13 protein-coding genes are annotated in these 19,268 nt (G+C 58.4%); 11 read left to right on the top strand and 2 right to left on the bottom strand.

The window, feature by feature from the left end; genetic code table 11:
• Nucleotides 1-8: 8 nt before the first annotated feature.
• Nucleotides 9-974, bottom strand: coding sequence for a phosphotransferase family protein (locus ACR0D8_RS19500; protein WP_480649033.1), 966 nt, complete (start codon nt 972-974; stop codon nt 9-11).
• 413 nt (nt 975-1,387) lie between these two features.
• On the opposite strand from ACR0D8_RS19500, the gene rplJ reads away from it, so the two are divergent.
• The 7 genes from rplJ (at nt 1,388) to ACR0D8_RS19535 (ending at nt 14,937) form a co-directional block, all read left to right on the top strand.
• A complete protein-coding gene (gene rplJ / locus ACR0D8_RS19505; protein ID WP_010441181.1) occupies nt 1,388-1,906 on the top strand; it encodes a 50S ribosomal protein L10 in 519 nt (172 codons plus the stop codon).
• Nucleotides 1,907-1,985: 79 nt separating this feature from the next.
• The gene (gene rplL, locus ACR0D8_RS19510; RefSeq protein ID WP_475157780.1) at nt 1,986-2,360 is read left to right on the top strand and encodes a 50S ribosomal protein L7/L12; all 375 of its coding nucleotides are present in this window, start codon (nt 1,986-1,988) and stop codon (nt 2,358-2,360) included.
• A gap of 252 nt (nt 2,361-2,612) precedes the next feature.
• The gene (rpoB, locus tag ACR0D8_RS19515; protein WP_480649035.1) at nt 2,613-6,752 is read left to right on the top strand and encodes a DNA-directed RNA polymerase subunit beta; all 4,140 of its coding nucleotides are present in this window, start codon (nt 2,613-2,615) and stop codon (nt 6,750-6,752) included.
• A 158-nt stretch (nt 6,753-6,910) separates the two neighbouring features.
• The gene (locus ACR0D8_RS19520; protein ID WP_480649037.1) at nt 6,911-8,644 is read left to right on the top strand and encodes a hypothetical protein; all 1,734 of its coding nucleotides are present in this window, start codon (nt 6,911-6,913) and stop codon (nt 8,642-8,644) included.
• Nucleotides 8,644-12,891, top strand: coding sequence for a DNA-directed RNA polymerase subunit beta' (gene rpoC / locus ACR0D8_RS19525; protein WP_480649038.1), 4,248 nt, complete (start codon nt 8,644-8,646; stop codon nt 12,889-12,891). Before ACR0D8_RS19520 ends, rpoC begins: the two co-directional genes overlap by 1 nt.
• 242 nt (nt 12,892-13,133) lie before the next feature.
• Complete coding sequence (locus ACR0D8_RS19530; protein ID WP_480649040.1) at nt 13,134-13,904, top strand: hypothetical protein; 771 nt, start codon at nt 13,134-13,136, stop codon at nt 13,902-13,904.
• Between the two features lie 163 nt (nt 13,905-14,067).
• Nucleotides 14,068-14,937 carry a DMT family transporter gene (locus ACR0D8_RS19535; protein ID WP_480649042.1) on the top strand — a complete coding sequence of 290 codons (870 nt, stop codon included), beginning with the start codon at nt 14,068-14,070 and terminating at the stop codon, nt 14,935-14,937.
• Here ACR0D8_RS19535 and ACR0D8_RS19540 read toward each other — a convergent pair.
• A complete protein-coding gene (locus ACR0D8_RS19540; RefSeq protein WP_480649044.1) occupies nt 14,922-15,728 on the bottom strand; it encodes a putative rhamnosyl transferase in 807 nt (268 codons plus the stop codon). The genes ACR0D8_RS19535 and ACR0D8_RS19540 overlap by 16 nt on opposite strands.
• A gap of 395 nt (nt 15,729-16,123) precedes the next feature.
• Between ACR0D8_RS19540 and rpsL the strand changes: the two genes are divergently transcribed.
• The 4 genes from rpsL to ACR0D8_RS19560 all read left to right on the top strand — a co-directional run.
• Complete coding sequence (gene rpsL, locus ACR0D8_RS19545) at nt 16,124-16,495, top strand: 30S ribosomal protein S12 (RefSeq protein WP_005621086.1); 372 nt, start codon at nt 16,124-16,126, stop codon at nt 16,493-16,495.
• A 15-nt stretch (nt 16,496-16,510) separates the two neighbouring features.
• Nucleotides 16,511-16,981: a 30S ribosomal protein S7 gene (rpsG, locus tag ACR0D8_RS19550; RefSeq protein ID WP_039529242.1), complete on the top strand. Its 471-nt coding sequence runs from the start codon at nt 16,511-16,513 to the stop codon at nt 16,979-16,981.
• An 18-nt stretch (nt 16,982-16,999) separates the two neighbouring features.
• On the top strand, nt 17,000-19,117 hold the full coding sequence (fusA, locus tag ACR0D8_RS19555; RefSeq protein ID WP_480649046.1) for an elongation factor G: 2,118 nt from the start codon (nt 17,000-17,002) through the stop codon (nt 19,115-19,117).
• A 60-nt stretch (nt 19,118-19,177) separates the two neighbouring features.
• A partial coding sequence (locus tag ACR0D8_RS19560; protein WP_215675807.1) for a GTP-binding protein occupies nt 19,178-19,268 on the top strand: 91 nt, incomplete at its 3' end.

The following is a 19,268-nucleotide window of genomic DNA, read 5'->3' on the forward strand; positions in this document are numbered from 1 at the left end:
CGGCGAATCTATTCGGTTTGGAAGGCGATGCGCAGGCGGTTGTTCAGCCGCTGACGCCGGTCCTCTTCATAGGCGGAACACTTGTGATCGGTCTGCCATAAAGCCAGCCAGTCTTTCAGCAATCGTCCACGGATGCAGAAATCCAGAATCCCGAAATGGACAGGGTGTCGATAGCGCCGGAAGAACATGTCCTTATTGACCTTCAGGATACCGCTGCGGTCCACATCTTTCGGATCAGCGTCGCGGAAGATGTCGGATTTCAGGAAGTCAACGATGTCGTAGACGGCCAGTTTTGCGCGTGCCTCGGTGAAATCCAGCCCGATCATTTCACCTTGGCCGACAATCAGGTTCTGGCCGTGGAAATCCCCGTGCGAAAAGACCTGCGTTTCCGGGATGCCTTTCAGATGCTGTGCGTCTTTTTCCAGCATCTTGGCCATGAGGCGGCCTGACCGCTGGACCTCGGGCGGTACCGCGCGCAGCAGCGCCTGAATGCCGTCAATCATCCAGCGCGGCCGGAACCCGTATTCCCTGGCGGGTTCAAAACCGTGCAGGTCGTGCAGCCAGGCCCCGGCGCGACGGTAGATCTGCGCCACCTGTTCAGCATCCGTGCTGTTGTGGATCACATCGACAGCGGTGGGCCGGTCGATGAATTCGGTCACAAAAAACGCGCCTCCGGGGGACAGGTATTGGGGGCGTACAACGCGGGAGGTCCGGTGCTGGTCGAAATACTCACACAATCTGGTCAGAAGTTCGAATTCCTGCCGCAGCCGGCCTGAATCGGGTGAGGCGGTATCGACTTTTAGCGCATAAGCCTGTGCCGGATCCTGCACTTTCAGCACCATGCGCGTGTCGGGGAAGTCATGCGACCGGTAAACGCAGTCGAACTCAAACGAAGCGCCCCCGCCGACCTGACGAAAGAACTCTTCGACAAATTCAGTGGCGTGTCGGTGTTCTTCGTCGGAAAGGGTCAGCATTTGTGGGTGGATCAGGTAGGATCTTATGGGGAAAACAGCGGCTTTTGTTGACAGGACCCCAGTGCGCGTCGCATGTCAATCGCCGACCTCCGCAGGGGCCTGGCGGCACGGTCCTGCCAATCCGCCGAATACGGTAATTTTGCCCTTGGAAACCCCCTCCAACTGCCCTATGAAGACCTGCGGAGTAAAGCGTGCGATTCGTCGTGCGCTTTATTTCGTTTCGTCCAAGACGGTGGGTGGGGCCATCCGGTTCCTTAATTCCCTGCCTGAGACGGGTAAGACCAAAGAATTCTGAGGGTCACGATCCTCGGGCGAGTTTTGGCCAATCCCGTAACAACGGACCTGAACGCCGGAGTGAAAGCTGCGGCAAATATGAGCCGGGGTGAGATTTCACCCCTAACTTGGAGAGAACTGTGGATAGAGCCCAGAAAGAGAAAGTGGTCGAGGAACTCGGCCAGATCTTCGAAAGCTCTGGCGTCGTGGTGGTTTCGCACTACGCTGGTCTGACAGTTGCCGAGATGCAGGACCTTCGCGCACGTGCTCGTGACGCGGGTGGCGCCGTGCGTGTTGCCAAGAACAGGCTCGCCAAAATCGCCCTTGAGGGTAAGCCGTGTGAAAGCATGGCCGACCTGCTGACAGGGATGACCGTTCTGACCTATTCCGAGGACCCCGTGGCAGCAGCCAAGGTAGCCGAGGACTTCGCCAAGGATAACAAGAATTTTGAGATCCTCGGCGGTGCAATGGGCGAGAACGCTCTGGACCGCAAAGGCGTCGAAACAGTTTCGAAAATGCCGTCTCGTGAAGAGCTTATTGCTTCGATCGTGGGCTGCATTGGCGCACCTGCTTCGAACATCGCCGGCGCGATTGGCGCACCTGCAAGCAACATCGCAAGCATCCTTTCCACCATCGAAGAGAAGGCGGAAGCTGCGTAAGCGGTTGGCACTGAATGATCTGCGTAGGGCATTTGCCCTGACGTTGGAACACACACTGTAAACGGAAAGAGCTGATACAATGGCTGATCTGAAAGCACTCGCAGAAAGCATCGTGGGTCTGACCCTGCTGGAAGCACAAGAACTGAAAACCATCCTCAAAGACGAATATGGCATCGAGCCCGCAGCCGGCGGCGCAGTTGTCATGGCAGCCGGTGGCGACGCCGGTGGCGCAGCTGAGGAAGAAAAAACCGAATTCGACGTCGTTCTGAAGAACGCCGGCGCTTCGAAAATCAACGTGATCAAAGAAGTTCGCGGCATCACCGGTCTGGGCCTGAAAGAAGCCAAGGAACTGGTCGAAGCTGGCGGCAAGATCAAAGAAGCTGTGTCGAAAGACGAAGCCGAAGAGATCAAAGGCAAGCTGGAAGCAGCTGGCGCCGAGGTCGAACTGGCCTAAGCCTGACTATTGGTGCAATTCGGTTGCACCGCAGAATTTGGCTGGGTCCGGAGAAATCCGGGTCCAGCCGAACCTGTCTTAGAAAGGGCCTCAACGGGTTGGGGCGTTTTCTAAGACGCGGTTCGCGGATCGGGAGGCCGCCACTCGGGACGGTGGCCATGAATTGATCCGGACGTGTCGTCTCTAATGTGCAAGGCGCCGGGGCCCGACGGTGTCTTTGCCCGCTGAGAACATCGAAAGGTGACATCTGACATGGCTCAAACGTTCCTTGGCCAGAAACGTCTTCGCAAATATTACGGCAAAATCCGCGAAGTGCTGGAGATGCCGAACCTCATCGAGGTACAGAAATCTTCTTATGATCTTTTCCTGCGCTCCGGCGATGCAGAACAGCCCACTGACGGCGAAGGCATCAAAGGCGTGTTTCAGTCGGTTTTCCCGATCAAGGATTTCAACGAAACCTCCGTTCTGGAGTTTGTGAAATACGATCTGGAAAAACCCAAATACGACGTTGAAGAGTGCATGCAGCGCGACATGACCTACAGCGCGCCGCTGAAGGTCACCCTGCGTCTGATCGTGTTCGATGTCGATGAGGACACCGGCGCCAAGTCGGTCAAGGACATCAAGGAACAGGACGTGTTCATGGGCGACATGCCCCTGATGACCCCGAACGGGACGTTCATCGTGAACGGCACCGAGCGTGTGATCGTCAGCCAGATGCACCGCTCGCCCGGTGTGTTCTTTGACCACGACAAGGGCAAGACCCATTCCTCGGGCAAGCTGCTGTTTGCCTGCCGCATCATCCCGTACCGCGGCAGCTGGCTGGACTTTGAGTTCGACGCCAAGGACATCGTGTTCGCCCGGATCGACCGTCGCCGCAAACTGCCGGTGACCACGCTGCTTTATGCGTTGGGCCTGGATCAGGAAGGCATCATGGATGCCTATTACAACACCGTCTCTTACAAGCTGGACAAGAAGAAAGGCTGGATCACGCCGTTCTTCCCCGAGCGTGTGCGCGGGACCCGTCCGACCTATGATCTGGTTGACGCGAAATCCGGTGAAGTGATTGCCGAAGCAGGCAAGAAAGTCACCCCGCGCGCAGTCAAGAAGCTGATCGACGAAGGCACCGTCACCGACCTGCTGGTTCCGTTCGATCACATCGTCGGCAAGTTTGTCGCCAAGGACATCATCAACGAAGAAAACGGTGCGATCTATGTCGAGGCCGGTGATGAACTGACCCTGGAATACGACAAGGATGGCGACCTGATCGGCGGCACCGTCAAGGAACTGCTGGATGCGGGCGTCACCGACATTCCGGTTCTGGACATCGACAACGTCAATGTTGGCCCCTACATGCGCAACACCATGGCTCAGGATAAGAACCTGAACCGTGAAAGCGCGCTAATGGACATCTACCGCGTCATGCGCCCGGGCGAGCCGCCCACCGTCGAGGCGGCGTCGGCCCTGTTCGACACCCTGTTCTTCGACAGCGAGCGCTATGATCTGTCTGCCGTTGGCCGTGTGAAGATGAACATGCGTCTGGCTCTGGACGCGCCGGACACCCTGCGCACTCTGCGCCGCGAAGACATCGTGGCCTGCATCAAGGCGCTGGTGGAACTGCGTGACGGCAAAGGCGATGTGGACGATATCGACCACCTCGGCAACCGCCGTGTGCGTTCGGTCGGTGAACTGATGGAAAACCAGTATCGCGTCGGCCTGCTGCGCATGGAGCGCGCGATCAAAGAGCGTATGTCGTCGGTCGAGATCGACACCGTCATGCCGCAGGATCTGATCAACGCGAAACCGGCTGCGGCTGCTGTCCGCGAATTCTTCGGCTCGTCGCAGCTGTCGCAGTTCATGGACCAGACCAACCCGCTGTCCGAGGTTACCCACAAACGCCGTCTCTCGGCGCTTGGCCCGGGTGGTCTGACGCGGGAGCGTGCGGGCTTTGAGGTTCGCGACGTACACCCGACCCACTATGGCCGGATGTGCCCGATTGAAACGCCCGAAGGTCCGAACATCGGTCTGATCAACTCGCTGGCCACCTTCGCCCGCGTGAACAAGTATGGCTTCATCGAGACACCCTACCGCGTCGTCAAAGACGCCGAGGTGACCGATGAGGTTCACTACATGTCCGCGACCGAGGAAATGCGTCACACCGTGGCGCAGGCAAACGCGACGCTGGATCAGAACGGCAAGTTCATCAACGATCTGGTTTCGACCCGTCAGGCCGGTGACTACACTCTGGCTCCACGCGAGAATGTGGACCTGATCGACGTGTCGCCGAAACAGCTGGTTTCGGTCGCGGCATCGCTGATCCCGTTCCTTGAAAATGACGACGCTAACCGCGCTCTGATGGGCTCGAACATGCAACGTCAAGCGGTTCCGCTGCTGCGGGCCGAGGCACCGCTGGTCGGTACCGGGATCGAGGAAAAGGTCGCGATCGACTCAGGCGCTGCGATCCAGGCGAAACGCGCCGGTATCATCGACCAGGTCGATGCCCAGCGTATCGTTATCCGCGCCACCGAGGATCTGGAACTGGGCGACGCTGGCGTTGACATCTATCGTCTACGCAAGTTCCAGCGTTCGAACCAGAACACCTGCATCAACCAGCGTCCGCTGATCAAGGTGGGTGACACCGTCCAGAAAGGCGAAGTCATTGCTGATGGTCCGTCGACCGATATGGGTGAGCTGGCCCTTGGTAAGAACGTGGTCGTCGCATTCATGCCGTGGAACGGTTACAACTACGAAGACTCGATCCTGATCTCGGAACGTATCGCGCGTGACGACGTCTTTACCTCGGTCCATATCGAGGAATTCGAAGTCGCCGCCCGTGACACCAAGCTGGGCCCGGAAGAGATCACCCGCGACATTCCGAACGTCGGTGAAGAAGCGCTGCGCAACCTCGACGAGGCGGGCATCGTTTACATCGGTGCGGATGTTGAGCCGGGCGATATTCTGGTCGGCAAGATCACTCCGAAGGGCGAAAGCCCGATGACCCCGGAAGAAAAACTGCTGCGCGCCATCTTTGGTGAGAAAGCATCTGACGTGCGCGACACCTCGCTGCGCGTGAAGCCGGGCGATTACGGTACGGTCGTCGAGGTCCGCGTCTTCAACCGCCACGGCGTCGAAAAAGACGAGCGTGCGCTGCAGATCGAGCGTGAGGAAGTCGAACGTCTGGCCCGTGACCGGGACGACGAGTTGGCGATCCTGGACCGCAACATCTATGCGCGTCTGCAAGGCCTGATCCTGGGTAAAACCGCTGTCAAAGGCCCGAAAGGCGTCAAGGCAGGCTCGGTGATCACCGAGGACCTGCTGGAAACCCTGACCCGTGGTCAGTGGTGGCAGCTGGCGCTGGAAGGTGAGCAGGACGCACAGATCGTCGAGGCTCTGAACGAGCAGTACGAAGTGCAAAAGCGTGCTCTGGACGCCCGTTTTGAGGACAAGGTCGAGAAAGTCCGTCGTGGCGACGACCTGCCGCCGGGTGTGATGAAGATGGTCAAAGTCTTCATCGCCGTGAAGCGCAAGCTGCAGCCGGGCGACAAGATGGCCGGTCGTCACGGGAACAAAGGTGTGATCTCCAAGGTTGTTCCGATGGAAGACATGCCGTTCCTGGCCGATGGTACGCCGGTCGACTTCTGTCTGAACCCGCTGGGTGTGCCTTCGCGTATGAACGTTGGTCAGATCCTTGAAACCCATATGGGTTGGGCCGCGCGCGGTCTGGGTCTGAACATCGATGAGGCTCTGGGTGAATACCGCCGGTCCGGCGATCTGACCCCGGTACGCGAAGCGATGAAGCTGGCCTATGGCGAGGATGTCTACGAAGAAGGCATCACCGGTCTGGACGAAGATGGCCTGATCGAGGCCGCGGGCAACGTGACCCGCGGTGTTCCGATCGCAACCCCGGTCTTTGACGGTGCCAAAGAGGCTGACGTCAACGACGCGCTGGTGCGTGCGGGCTTCTCGGAAAGTGGTCAGTCGGTTCTGTTTGACGGTCGTACTGGTGAGCAATTCGCACGCCCCGTCACCGTGGGCATCAAGTACCTGCTGAAACTGCACCACCTTGTGGATGACAAGATCCACGCGCGTTCGACCGGGCCGTACAGCCTGGTGACCCAGCAGCCGCTGGGCGGTAAGGCGCAGTTCGGTGGTCAGCGCTTTGGTGAGATGGAGGTCTGGGCTCTGGAAGCTTACGGCGCCGCCTACACCCTACAGGAGATGCTCACCGTGAAATCGGATGACGTCGCCGGCCGGACCAAGGTCTATGAGTCGATCGTCAAGGGCGAGGATAACTTTGAAGCGGGCGTACCGGAATCGTTCAACGTTCTGGTTAAAGAAGTCCGTGGCCTCGGCCTGAACATGGAGCTTCTGGACGCAGTTGAGGACGAAAGCTGAGGGCGAGCCCCTTTGTGTTTTCTACTCTTTTCGGGATGGGCGGCCAGCCCATCCCCAACCGCCAGATCATGAGGGTTCTGAATGAGCCATAACATGTTCATAAGCCAGCTCGGGAATGGTTCCTTGTCAAACATCTGCCCAGATCGGGGATGTGTGTAATGGCAGGCACCGTTCATAGCACTGGAACTGAGCCTTCGGGTTCGGGAGTCGCCGCTGTGTTCAAGGACACGGTGCTTCTGGTTGTAGCCGAAGCAGACAATGACAAGTACATTCCGGCAGTTCTTGAAAACGTAGATCAGTTCTGGCCGGGCCATCCGGACTATGTCATCGCGACGGATGGTGATCTTCCCGGGTTGAATGCCTGGCAGTTCTCCGAGTCCACATATCTGCGAATGCTGGCAGGCGCGGTCCGGCAGATTCGGAAGGACCACCCGCAAGCGCGCTATGTCTTTTTGCTGCAGGACAAATATTGCCCTCTGGCCCCGGTCGATACAGCGATGCTGGAAGCAGCAATGCAGGAAGTTGTCGAACGGGATCTGAAATACGTGCTGTTTCAGTGGCCCGGCGACTTCCGGATCGCCCTGGACGCAAAGGTCAGCCCGTCCATCGTTGCTGACGGCATCGAACTTGATGCGATGAAGCCGAACTGGGAAGCGGTGAACTCGCTTGCTCCTGCAATTTGGGAAATTGATCACCTTTCGTGGATTGTCGAAACCAAAATTAGCCAGGATTACAGCACCACTCGGCATTTTCAGCAGCCCATGCCAGGGAATACAGCTGTTCACTATATGAAAAGCTCTGGGTGGCCGACGCTGGATCACGGCTTCGCGGAAGATGGGCAAATCAACCCGAAGGCTGTGACCAGAAAGTACTTTCCTGTTTCTGCTTTGGTCTCACAACTGCGCGTTGATTATTGCGGTGAAGACAATCTGAAGAAAGCACGCCGGAAATATGGTGTTGGAAAGATTGCCCACCGTTTCCACGAGCGTGCGGAACGTCGTCGCAAGTGGAAGGAACTTATCGGTCGTAAACATACTGATGGTCCTGCCGCGGTGTTTGACGACACGGTTCTGCTTGTCACGACATATTCAAGAAATGAGCACTATATCCCTGCGATACGCGAGACGATCGGAATGTTGTGGCCGGGACATCCTGAATGTGTCATCGCAACAGATGGCGATCTGGATACGCCCGAGACAATTAGGTTCGAAGATGTATCCTTCGTCGAGTTGTTGGTGGCGGCTGTCCGCAAGATCAAAAAGGATCGGCCGAACACGCGCCACGTGTTCCTGATGCTTGAAGACCTTTGCCCGCTGTGGCCGGTTGACACTCAGAAGGTCGAGACGGCCATGCTGAAAGTTCGCAAGCATGGGCTGAAGTACGTACTGTTTCCCTGGCCGGGTGAGTTCAGTTGGACATTTGACCGCACATCCGCGCCAACTTTCGTTGGGCCGGAAGTCGAACTGGTTCCTATGCAGAAGGACTGGGAAGCCCCGAATTCGCTGGTGACCGCGATTTGGGAAATTGACCACCTTCTGTGGCTGGCCGAGCAGAAGCTCGCTGTCGGTATCAATGACCCCTGGGGTTTTGAGCATGCTTTGCCTCAGAACCCTCATCCGCATTACATGCAGATGAATGGCTGGCCCACTGTACAGGACGGCTTCTTTGTCCGCGGAGAGCTTAACCCATTGGCGGTGACAAACGAAAAATTTCCGCCCACACCCATAGCCGCAATGCTTCGCAAGGAGTATTGCGGAGTCAACAACTTGCAAATTGCCCGATTGAAATATGGCCTGACGGCACTTTCCGGCCGCGTCAAAGAGCGTAAAGAGCGCAAACGTGGACTGAATGCCAAACCGACTGAAATGGCCAAATCTGCTGGAGACCTGTGATGAACCAGGAATTGACTCAAGGAAACAATCCTTTCAACCCGCTGACCCCGCCGAAGGTATTCGACGAGATCAAGGTCTCATTGGCCAGCCCGGAACGCATCTTGTCCTGGTCCTATGGTGAGATCAAGAAACCCGAAACCATCAACTACCGGACGTTCAAACCCGAGCGTGACGGTCTGTTCTGCGCGCGTATCTTTGGCCCGATCAAAGACTACGAATGTCTGTGCGGCAAATATAAGCGGATGAAATATCGCGGGGTTGTCTGCGAAAAGTGCGGTGTGGAAGTCACCCTACAGAAAGTCCGCCGCGAGCGTATGGGCCACATCGAACTGGCCGCGCCGGTCGCACATATCTGGTTCCTGAAATCGCTGCCGTCCCGCATCGGTCTGATGCTGGACATGACGCTGCGCGATCTGGAACGCGTTCTGTACTTTGAAAACTATGTCGTCATCGAGCCCGGTCTGACCGACCTGACCTACGGCCAGATGCTGACCGAAGAAGAGTACATGGATGCGCAGGATGCCTATGGCATGGACGCGTTCACCGCCAATATCGGTGCCGAAGCCATCCGCGAGATGCTGGCCCAGATCGATCTGGAAGCCGAAGCTGAGCAGCTGCGCGCTGACCTGGCCGAAGCAACCGGCGAGCTGAAACCGAAGAAGATCATCAAGCGTCTGAAGGTTGTTGAATCCTTCCTCGAGTCGGGCAACCGGCCCGAGTGGATGGTGATGACCGTGATCCCGGTCATTCCGCCGGAACTGCGTCCGCTGGTTCCGCTGGATGGTGGCCGTTTCGCGACTTCGGATCTGAACGATCTGTATCGCCGCGTCATTAACCGGAACAACCGTTTGAAGCGTCTGATCGAATTGCGTGCGCCTGACATCATCGTCCGCAACGAAAAGCGGATGCTGCAGGAATCCGTTGACGCTCTGTTCGACAACGGCCGTCGTGGCCGCGTGATCACCGGCGCCAATAAACGTCCGCTGAAATCGCTGTCGGACATGCTGAAGGGTAAGCAGGGCCGCTTCCGTCAGAACCTTCTGGGGAAACGCGTCGACTTCTCGGGCCGTTCGGTCATTGTGACCGGTCCGGAACTCAAGCTGCACCAGTGTGGTCTGCCCAAGAAGATGGCGCTGGAGCTGTTCAAGCCGTTCATCTACTCGCGCCTTGAAGCCAAGGGTCTGTCTTCGACCGTGAAACAGGCGAAGAAACTGGTCGAGAAAGAGCGTCCCGAAGTCTGGGATATCCTCGACGAGGTGATCCGCGAACACCCTGTCATGCTGAACCGTGCACCGACGCTGCACCGTCTTGGCATTCAGGCGTTCGAGCCGGTCCTGATCGAAGGTAAAGCGATCCAGCTGCACCCGCTGGTCTGTTCGGCCTTTAACGCCGACTTCGACGGGGACCAGATGGCCGTACACGTCCCGCTGAGCCTTGAAGCGCAGCTGGAAGCGCGTGTTCTGATGATGTCGACGAACAACGTTCTGTCGCCTGCAAACGGTGCGCCCATTATTGTCCCGTCGCAGGATATGATTCTGGGTCTGTACTACGTGACTCTGGAACGCGAAGGCATGCCGGGTGAAGGCAAGGTATTCGGCTCGATCGAAGAAGTTCAGCACGCGCTGGACGCGGGTGAGGTGCATCTGCACTCGAAAATCACCGCGCGGATCACGCAGATCGATGACGAAGGCAACGAAGTTCAGAAGCGTTATGAAACCACTCCGGGCCGTCTGCGTCTGGGTGCGTTGCTGCCGATGAACAACAAGGCGCCGTTCGAGTTGGTCAACCGCCTGCTGCGGAAGAAAGAAGTGCAGCAGGTGATCGACACCGTCTACCGCTACTGTGGTCAGAAAGAGTCGGTCATCTTCTGTGACCAGATCATGTCGATGGGCTTCAAAGAAGCGTTCAAGGCGGGCATCTCGTTCGGTAAGGACGACATGGTCATTCCGGATGACAAGTGGGGCATCGTTGATGACACCCGCGGTCAGGTGAAGGACTTTGAACAGCAGTACATGGACGGCCTGATCACTCAGGGCGAAAAGTACAACAAAGTTGTCGATGCCTGGTCGAAGTGTAACGACCGCGTCACCGAGGCGATGATGAGCACGATCTCATCTTCGGATCGGGCAGAGGACGGGTCCGAGCAGGAGCCGAACTCGGTCTACATGATGGCCCACTCGGGTGCGCGTGGCTCGGTCACTCAGATGAAACAGCTGGGCGGTATGCGTGGCCTGATGGCCAAGCCGAACGGCGACATCATCGAGACACCGATCATCTCGAACTTCAAGGAAGGTCTGACCGTTCTTGAATACTTCAACTCGACCCACGGTGCCCGTAAGGGTCTGTCGGATACCGCGCTTAAGACGGCGAACTCGGGTTACCTGACCCGTCGTCTGGTGGACGTCGCGCAGGACTGCATCGTTCGTGAGATCGATTGCGGCACCGAGCGTGCGATCACTGCAGAAGCCGCCGTCAACGACGGTGAGGTTGTCGCCTCGCTGGCCGAGCGTATTCTGGGCCGTGTGGCTGCCGACGATATCCTGCGTCCGGGTACAGATGAGGTGATCGTGGCCGCTGGTCAGCTGATCGACGAGCGCATGGCGGACACAATTGATGAGGCCGGCGTTCAGTCGACCCGCATCCGTTCGCCTCTGACCTGTGAGTCCGAGGAAGGCGTCTGTGCAACCTGCTACGGTCGTGACCTTGCACGCGGTACCATGGTGAACACGGGTGAGGCTGTCGGCATCATCGCCGCGCAGTCCATCGGTGAACCCGGTACGCAGCTGACGATGCGGACCTTCCACATCGGTGGTGTTGCGCAAGGTGGTCAGCAGTCGTTCCAGGAAGCCAGCCAGGAAGGTGTCGTTTCCTTCGAGAACCCGCAGATCCTGGTCAATGCCGCAGGCGAAAGCCTGGTCATGGGCCGGAACATGAAGCTGGTGATCAAGGACGAACACGGCGAAGAGCGTGCCAGCCACAAGCTGGGCTACGGCTCGAAACTGTTCGTCAAGGACGGCACCAAAGTGGCCCGTGGCGACAAGCTGTTCGAATGGGATCCCTACACCCTGCCGATCATCGCCGAGAAAGCCGGTACCGCGAAATACGTTGACCTTGTTTCGGGCCTCGCCGTCCGCGACGAGACCGACGAAGCCACCGGCATGACCCAGAAGATCGTGATCGACTGGCGCGCCGCCCCGAAAGGCAGCGACCTGAAGCCCGAGATCATTCTGGTCGGCGAAGATGGCGAGCCGGTCCGCAACGATGCGGGCAACCCGGTTCATTATCCGATGTCGGTGGATGCGATCCTGTCGGTCGAAGATGGTCAGCAGGTCGAAGCCGGTGACGTTGTCGCGCGTATCCCGCGTGAAGGCGCCAAGACCAAGGATATCACCGGTGGTCTGCCGCGTGTGGCAGAACTGTTCGAAGCCCGCCGTCCGAAAGATCACGCGATCATCGCAGAAGCCGATGGTTACGTGCGCTTTGGCCGCGACTACAAGAACAAGCGCCGCATCAGCATCGAACCGGCGGACGAGTCCATGGAGACCATCGAATACATGGTGCCCAAGGGCAAGCACATCCCGGTCGCCGAAGGGGACTTCATCCAGAAGGGTGAATACCTGATGGACGGTAACCCGGCTCCGCATGACATCCTGTCCATCATGGGTGTCGAAGCGCTGGCGGATTACATGATCGACGAAGTGCAGGACGTCTATCGTCTGCAGGGCGTGAAGATCAACGACAAGCACATCGAAGTCATCGTGCGCCAGATGCTGCAGAAGTGGGAGATCCTGGATTCAGGCGACACCACCCTGCTGAAAGGCGAGCATGTCGACAAGCAGGAGTTCGACGCGGCCAACGAGAAAACCATCTCGCGCGGCGGACGTCCGGCTCAGGGCGAGCCGATCCTCTTGGGGATCACCAAAGCCTCGCTGCAAACGCGTTCGTTCATCTCGGCGGCGTCGTTCCAGGAAACCACCCGCGTGCTGACCGAAGCCTCGGTTCAGGGCAAGAAGGACAAGCTGGTTGGCCTGAAAGAGAACGTCATCGTCGGTCGCCTGATCCCCGCCGGTACCGGTGGTGCGACCCAGGCCGTGCGTCAGGTTGCCCAGTCGCGCGACAACGTCGTGATCGAAGCCCGCCGGGAAGAGGCCGAAGCGGCCGCAGCCCTGGCCGCGCCGATGGTGGACGACGACATGGTTGGCGACGAGCTGGACGTTCTGGTGGAAACACCGGAAAGCCGCGAGTAATAACGCTTTTATGCTAGAAGAGGGCCCCGCAGTTTTGCGGGGCCCTTTTTTGTGATCAGAACCCGGTCCTTCGACGCCTGAAAACCTGGGTCTTTCTGAACAAGGCGCGTAATCACAGGCTAAAGATTTCGCGCCCGGGCTTGGCATTTTGAGCAGTGTTATTCCTGAAATGCGCGTTTCATGCTATGGATTTGACTTCCTTCACGCATTATTTGCCGGAGATCTGGAAGATGAGACCAGGAATGAAACTGTCGGGCGCGTTTTCCGTTTTTGGGATCGGCCTGCTGGCCGCCTGCACCGATTACGCTTATGTAGGTATGCCGCAGGGGCAGCCATCCCGCGAGGTTGAAATCCCGGATGGTACAACCCGTCTGATTCCCATTTCCGCGTCGATCGTCGGTCTGGCCTATGACGAGCCGAGGCGAAGGATATTCCTGCGCAATCTTCCCGGTACGCAGTTGCAGGAGCTTGACCGGAATGGCAGCGTTCTGCGCACGTTTTCGGCCCAGCGCGTGCCGGCCGGATGCGGGGGGATGACACCGGACCCGTTCCCGATCAAGGAATGCGGGCTGGCCATTCGGAACGCTGACGGCCACCTGTTTCTGGATCACCCGAACGGATTGAATATTTCGGAACTGACGCGCGACGGGCAATTCGTGCGCAATATCCGCCTCAGTCAGCCGCAGGGCCCGATCGGAGGGCTGGCCTTCGACGAACGGACCGGTACGCTGTATGTGCTGTTCATACGCAATCGCCTAATTGCCGAGATAGACCTGAACGGCACGACCAAAAGAGTCATCCGGCCCACCAACCCTGCGGTCGGGGCCGCGCTTCAGGTCGAGCGGTTTGGCCTTGGGATCAACTCCAAACGGCGCGAACTTTACGTAGCACTGCAAAACGGTAATCGGCTGGGTGTTCTGAACATGTCCGGCGGGCTGATCGCCACGCATACACTGAGCGCAGGGGTGACCGTCGAAGGTATCGGGGGCGGACGGGCCTTTGGCATCCGGTAGGCTGCAGCCTTTGATCCCAACCTGAGGTCCCGCGTCGAACCACGACGGGTTATTACGCTGGCCGTCACGCGCGATATTCTCATCTCCGACGATCTAAAGCGTTGACATCACATCGGCCAACAGGGCCAATGTGCCGATTGATTTGCGACCGGACCTGATCTCAATGACCCCGAATACGAAAGGCGCGCTGTTGATGATGGGCAGCATGGCCGCCTTTACTGTCAATGATGCGCTGATCAAGGCCGCCGGCGCGGACCTGCCGCTGTTTCAGATGGTGGCGATGCGCGGTGTTCTGGCCACGGTGCTCGTGTTCCTGTTGGCGCGCCACCTCGGGGCGCTGCATCTGAATTTCCCGCGTCATGACAAATGGCTTGTCGCGGCGCGGTGTCTGGCCGAGCTGGCGGCTACATTCTGTTTTCTGACGGCCCTGCTGCATATGCCGCTGGCGAATGTGACCGCAGTGCTGCAGGCACTGCCGCTGACTGTGACTTTGGGAGCGGCCGTGTTCTTCTCGGAACAGATCGGATGGCGCAGGATGCTGGCGATCGGTTTGGGGTTTGCCGGTATGCTGTTGATTGTTCGCCCTGGTCCGGAAGGGTTCAGCGTGCATTCGGTTTATGCCCTGATTGCAGTCGCGTCGGTCACGGTCCGGGACCTGATCACCCGGCGCATGTCGGTGCATGTGCCGTCACTGGTCGTCACTCTGGCGACGTCCTTGTCCATCACCTTTGCGGCCTGCACTGCCACGCTGCTAACCGGCTGGGAACCGGTCCCGTCGGGGGCAGGGACGCTGGTGGCCAGCGCTGCCGTGTTTGTGCTGACGGGATATCTGTGCAGCGTCCTTGTCATGCGCGAGGGTGATGTCGGGTTCATCGCGCCGTTCCGCTATTCCAGCCTGATCTGGGCGCTGGGTCTTGGCTGGGCCGTGTTCGGCGACTGGCCCGACGCCGTCACGATGTTCGGCGCCGCGCTGGTCGTGGGCGCCGGGCTGTTCACCCTGTTCCGCGAACGTGCAGTTCACCCGGCGGAGTGAGCCCGCCGGACAGCGTCCTGTTCGATCGCAAAGCGTGCGATAAACTCGCCTTCCAACTCGGGCGTCAGGGGCGTCAGGCTGGCCGTGCTGTTGCGGGCATGCGGCGAGTCGTTGAACTGGTTCAGGGTACGCACCCACATCGGCGCGTCGGGATAGCTGATCACCGGCATGAAATTCCCGATCCGGTGATGGGCAAAATTCATGATCGTCAGTTCGCACCCGCCCCGAACATACATGCCCAGCCCAACCCCCAGCAACGGTTGGAACTTCTGGGTGGCAAGAACGCCGTCGGTCCCGAACCGTGCAAGAAAACCGTTGTTATAGTCGATGGCGACCGTCCGGTTGTTCTGGATCAGCCCTTTGCCGTCTTCGGTGGCAAGGCGCAGGCGTTCGATGAAATCCACTGAAACGGCGTCGTCGTCATCGTGGCGGAATTGCAGGCAGGGTGCGTCCGGATTGTCGCGCGCGGCGTTCAGAATCTGTTTCATCACTTTGCGTTGCCGCATCGGTTCGCGGGCGATGATCCTGACCTGTTTCATACCTGCGGTCAGATCGTGAAGTCGTTCCAGCGCGGGTTTCGGCAGACATTCACCAATCACGATGAGAAACTGAAAATCCTCGTCGGTCTGTTCCTTGAAACAGGGCAGGGTGGTGGTTTCGAACAGGCGAAAACGCTCTTCCAGACGGGCCGGGTTATAAAGGTACTGCCTGCGCTCTTCGATTGTATCGTGTTCCACCTGAAAGCCGCCATGGGCAGGGTAGGAAAAGCGGCACAGGCCGATAACTTGCATGATTCATCCGTGGCTCAGACTGATGACGAAACTATGCCCGCGCGTCCCGGGCGGTGCAATGTCCGCCGCACTGGAAATCCCTGTCAGGCACTGATAAATCTGCGTGACGCGGCCCATGACCCACGCGATCGGGTGTACTGTTGACACTTGGGCCGACTCCCCCTATTACGCGCGTCATCTCGGTACCGGGGGCCGCCCCATAACCGATTTCAGTAATGAACTGGTCAAGGCCCGGACAATTTTGCCGTTCGCGCCCTCTGATAACCAACCGCGACGTTCACCTCGGAATGGGAACGCTCGCGGATTTTGCGCTTGTGGACGCATGAGTGCAGCGAATTTAACCGCACGCAACTGCGTGCATGTCATGTGTGTTGCAAAACGGGGAAAGAACCGGAATGCCAACTATTCAACAGCTGATCCGCAAGCCGCGGCAGCCCAAAGTAAAACGCTCGAAGTCCATGCACCTGGAGCAGTGCCCGCAGAAGCGCGGCGTCTGCACCCGCGTGTACACCACCACACCGAAGAAACCGAACTCGGCTATGCGTAAGGTTGCCAAGGTGCGCCTGACCAACGGGTTCGAGGTCATCTCGTACATCCCCGGTGAAAGCCACAACCTGCAGGAACACTCGGTTGTTCTGATCCGTGGCGGCCGTGTGAAAGACCTTCCCGGTGTGCGTTACCACATCCTGCGCGGTGTTCTGGATACTCAGGGCGTCAAAGATCGTAAGCAACGTCGTTCGAAATACGGCGCGAAGCGTCCCAAGTAAGAAGGAGAGGCTGATATGTCACGTCGTCACGCCGCCGAAAAACGCGAAGTCCTGCCTGACGCCAAATTTGGCGATAAGGTTCTGACCAAATTCATGAACAACCTGATGATCGACGGCAAGAAGTCGGTCGCTGAGCGCATCGTCTACAACGCCTTTGACCGCGTTGAGAACAAGATCAAGCGCGCCCCGGTCGAAGTGTTCCACGAAGCGCTCGACAACATCAAACCGTCGGTCGAGGTTCGCTCGCGCCGGGTTGGTGGTGCAACCTATCAGGTTCCGGTCGAAGTCCGGCCCGAGCGCCGCGAAGCACTGGCCATCCGCTGGCTGATCACGGCCGCGCGCGGCCGCAACGAAAACACCATGGAAGAGCGCCTTGCAGGCGAGCTGCTGGACGCCGTTCAGTCCCGCGGTACTGCCGTCAAGAAACGCGAAGACACCCACAAGATGGCCGAGGCGAACAAAGCCTTCAGCCATTATCGTTGGTAATCCGAGAGGCTTAGACCAATGGCACGCGAATATCCGCTCGAACTGTACCGTAACTTCGGTATCATGGCGCACATCGACGCAGGTAAGACCACCTGCTCGGAGCGTATCCTGTATTACACTGGTAAATCCCACAACATCGGTGAGGTGCACGATGGTGCAGCCACCATGGACTGGATGGAGCAGGAGCAGGAACGCGGCATCACCATCACCTCGGCTGCGACCACCACCTTCTGGGAGCGCACCGAAGACGGTAAGACCGCCGATACCCCCAAGCACCGCCTGAACATCATCGACACCCCCGGCCACGTTGACTTCACCATCGAAGTCGAACGCTCGCTGGCGGTTCTCGACGGTGCCGTCTGCGTTCTGGACGCAAACGCCGGTGTTGAGCCCCAGACCGAAACCGTGTGGCGTCAGGCTGACCGCTACAAGGTTCCGCGTATGGTTTTCGTCAACAAGATGGACAAGATCGGCGCGGACTTCTTCAACTGCGTCAACATGATCGAAGACCGTACCGGTGCACGTGCTGTTCCGGTTGGTATTCCGATCGGCGCCGAGTCCGAGCTGGAAGGTCTGATCGACCTGGTCACCATGGAAGAGTGGCTGTGGCAGGGTGAAGATCTGGGCGCAAGCTGGATCAAAGCCCCCATCCGCGACAGCCTGAAAGACATGGCTGACGAATGGCGCGGCAAGATGATCGAAGCGGCCGTCGAAATGGACGACGACGCGATGATGGAATACCTGGAAGGCAATGAACCCGACGTTCCGACCCTGCGCGCCCTGCTGCGCAAAGGCACCCTGGAAATCGCGTTCGTTCCGGTTCTGGGTGGTTCGGCGTTCAAGAACAAAGGCGTTCAGCCTCTGCTCAACGCTGTGATCGACTATCTGCCCAGCCCGCTGGACGTTGTCGATTACATGGGCTTCAAGCCCGGCGACGAGGAAGAAGTTCGTGACATCGCACGTCGTGCGGACGACGACATGGCTTTCTCGGGTCTGGCGTTCAAAATCATGAACGACCCCTTCGTTGGCTCGCTGACCTTCACCCGGATCTACTCGGGCACCATGAACAAGGGTGACTCGATCCTGAACTCGACCAAAGGTAAGAAAGAGCGCATCGGTCGTATGATGATGATGCACTCGAACAACCGGGAAGAGATCGAAGAAGCGTTTGCAGGCGACATCATCGCGCTGGCCGGTCTGAAAGACACCACCACCGGTGACACCCTGTGTGACGCGAAGGATCCGGTGGTTTTGGAAACCATGACCTTCCCCGATCCGGTAATCGAGATCGCGGTCGAGCCCAAAACCAAGGGCGACCAGGAGAAGATGTCTCAGGGTCTGGCCCGTCTGGCCGCCGAAGACCCGTCCTTCCGCGTGGAAACCGACCTGGAATCGGGTCAGACCATCATGAAGGGCATGGGTGAACTTCACCTGGACATCCTGGTGGACCGTCTGAAGCGCGAGTTCAAGGTCGAGGCCAACATCGGTGCACCGCAGGTGGCCTACCGTGAAACCATCTCGATGCCGGTCGAACACACCTACACCCACAAGAAACAGTCGGGTGGTTCGGGTCAGTTCGCCGAAGTCAAGCTGGAGATCCAGCCGACCGAGCCGGGCGAAGGCTATTCGTTCGAGAGCCGCATCGTTGGTGGTGCCGTTCCGAAGGAATACATACCGGGTGTCGAAAAAGGCATCAACTCGGTCATGGACAGCGGCCCGCTGGCTGGCTTCCCCGTGATCGACTTCAAGGTTGCCCTGCTGGACGGTAAGTTCCACGACGTTGACTCGAGCGTTCTGGCGTTCGAAATCGCATCGCGGATGTGTATGCGTGAAGGCATGCGCAAAGCCGGCGCGAAACTGCTGGAACCGATCATGAAGGTCGAAGTGATCACCCCGGAAGAATACACCGGCGGTATCATCGGCGACCTGACCTCGCGTCGGGGCCAGGTGTCTGGTCAGGAACCGCGCGGCAACGCCATCGCGATTGACGCGTTTGTTCCGCTGGCGAACATGTTTGGCTACATCAACACTCTGCGTTCGATGTCGTCGGGCCGTGCCCAGTTCACCATGCAGTTCGACCACTACGATCCGGTTCCGCAGAACATCTCGGACGAGATCCAGGCGAAATACGCATAAGCGAAGATTTGAGGGAGCTCGGTTAGCGGGCTCCCTTCATTAGCGACAAAGGAGGCCATCATGGCAAAGGAAAAGTTTGAGCGTACAAAACCGCACGTCAACATCGGCACGATTGGCCACGTTGACCACGGCAAGACCACGCTGACCGCAG

The sequence above is a fragment of the Ruegeria sp. BG10 genome (assembly GCF_056538575.1).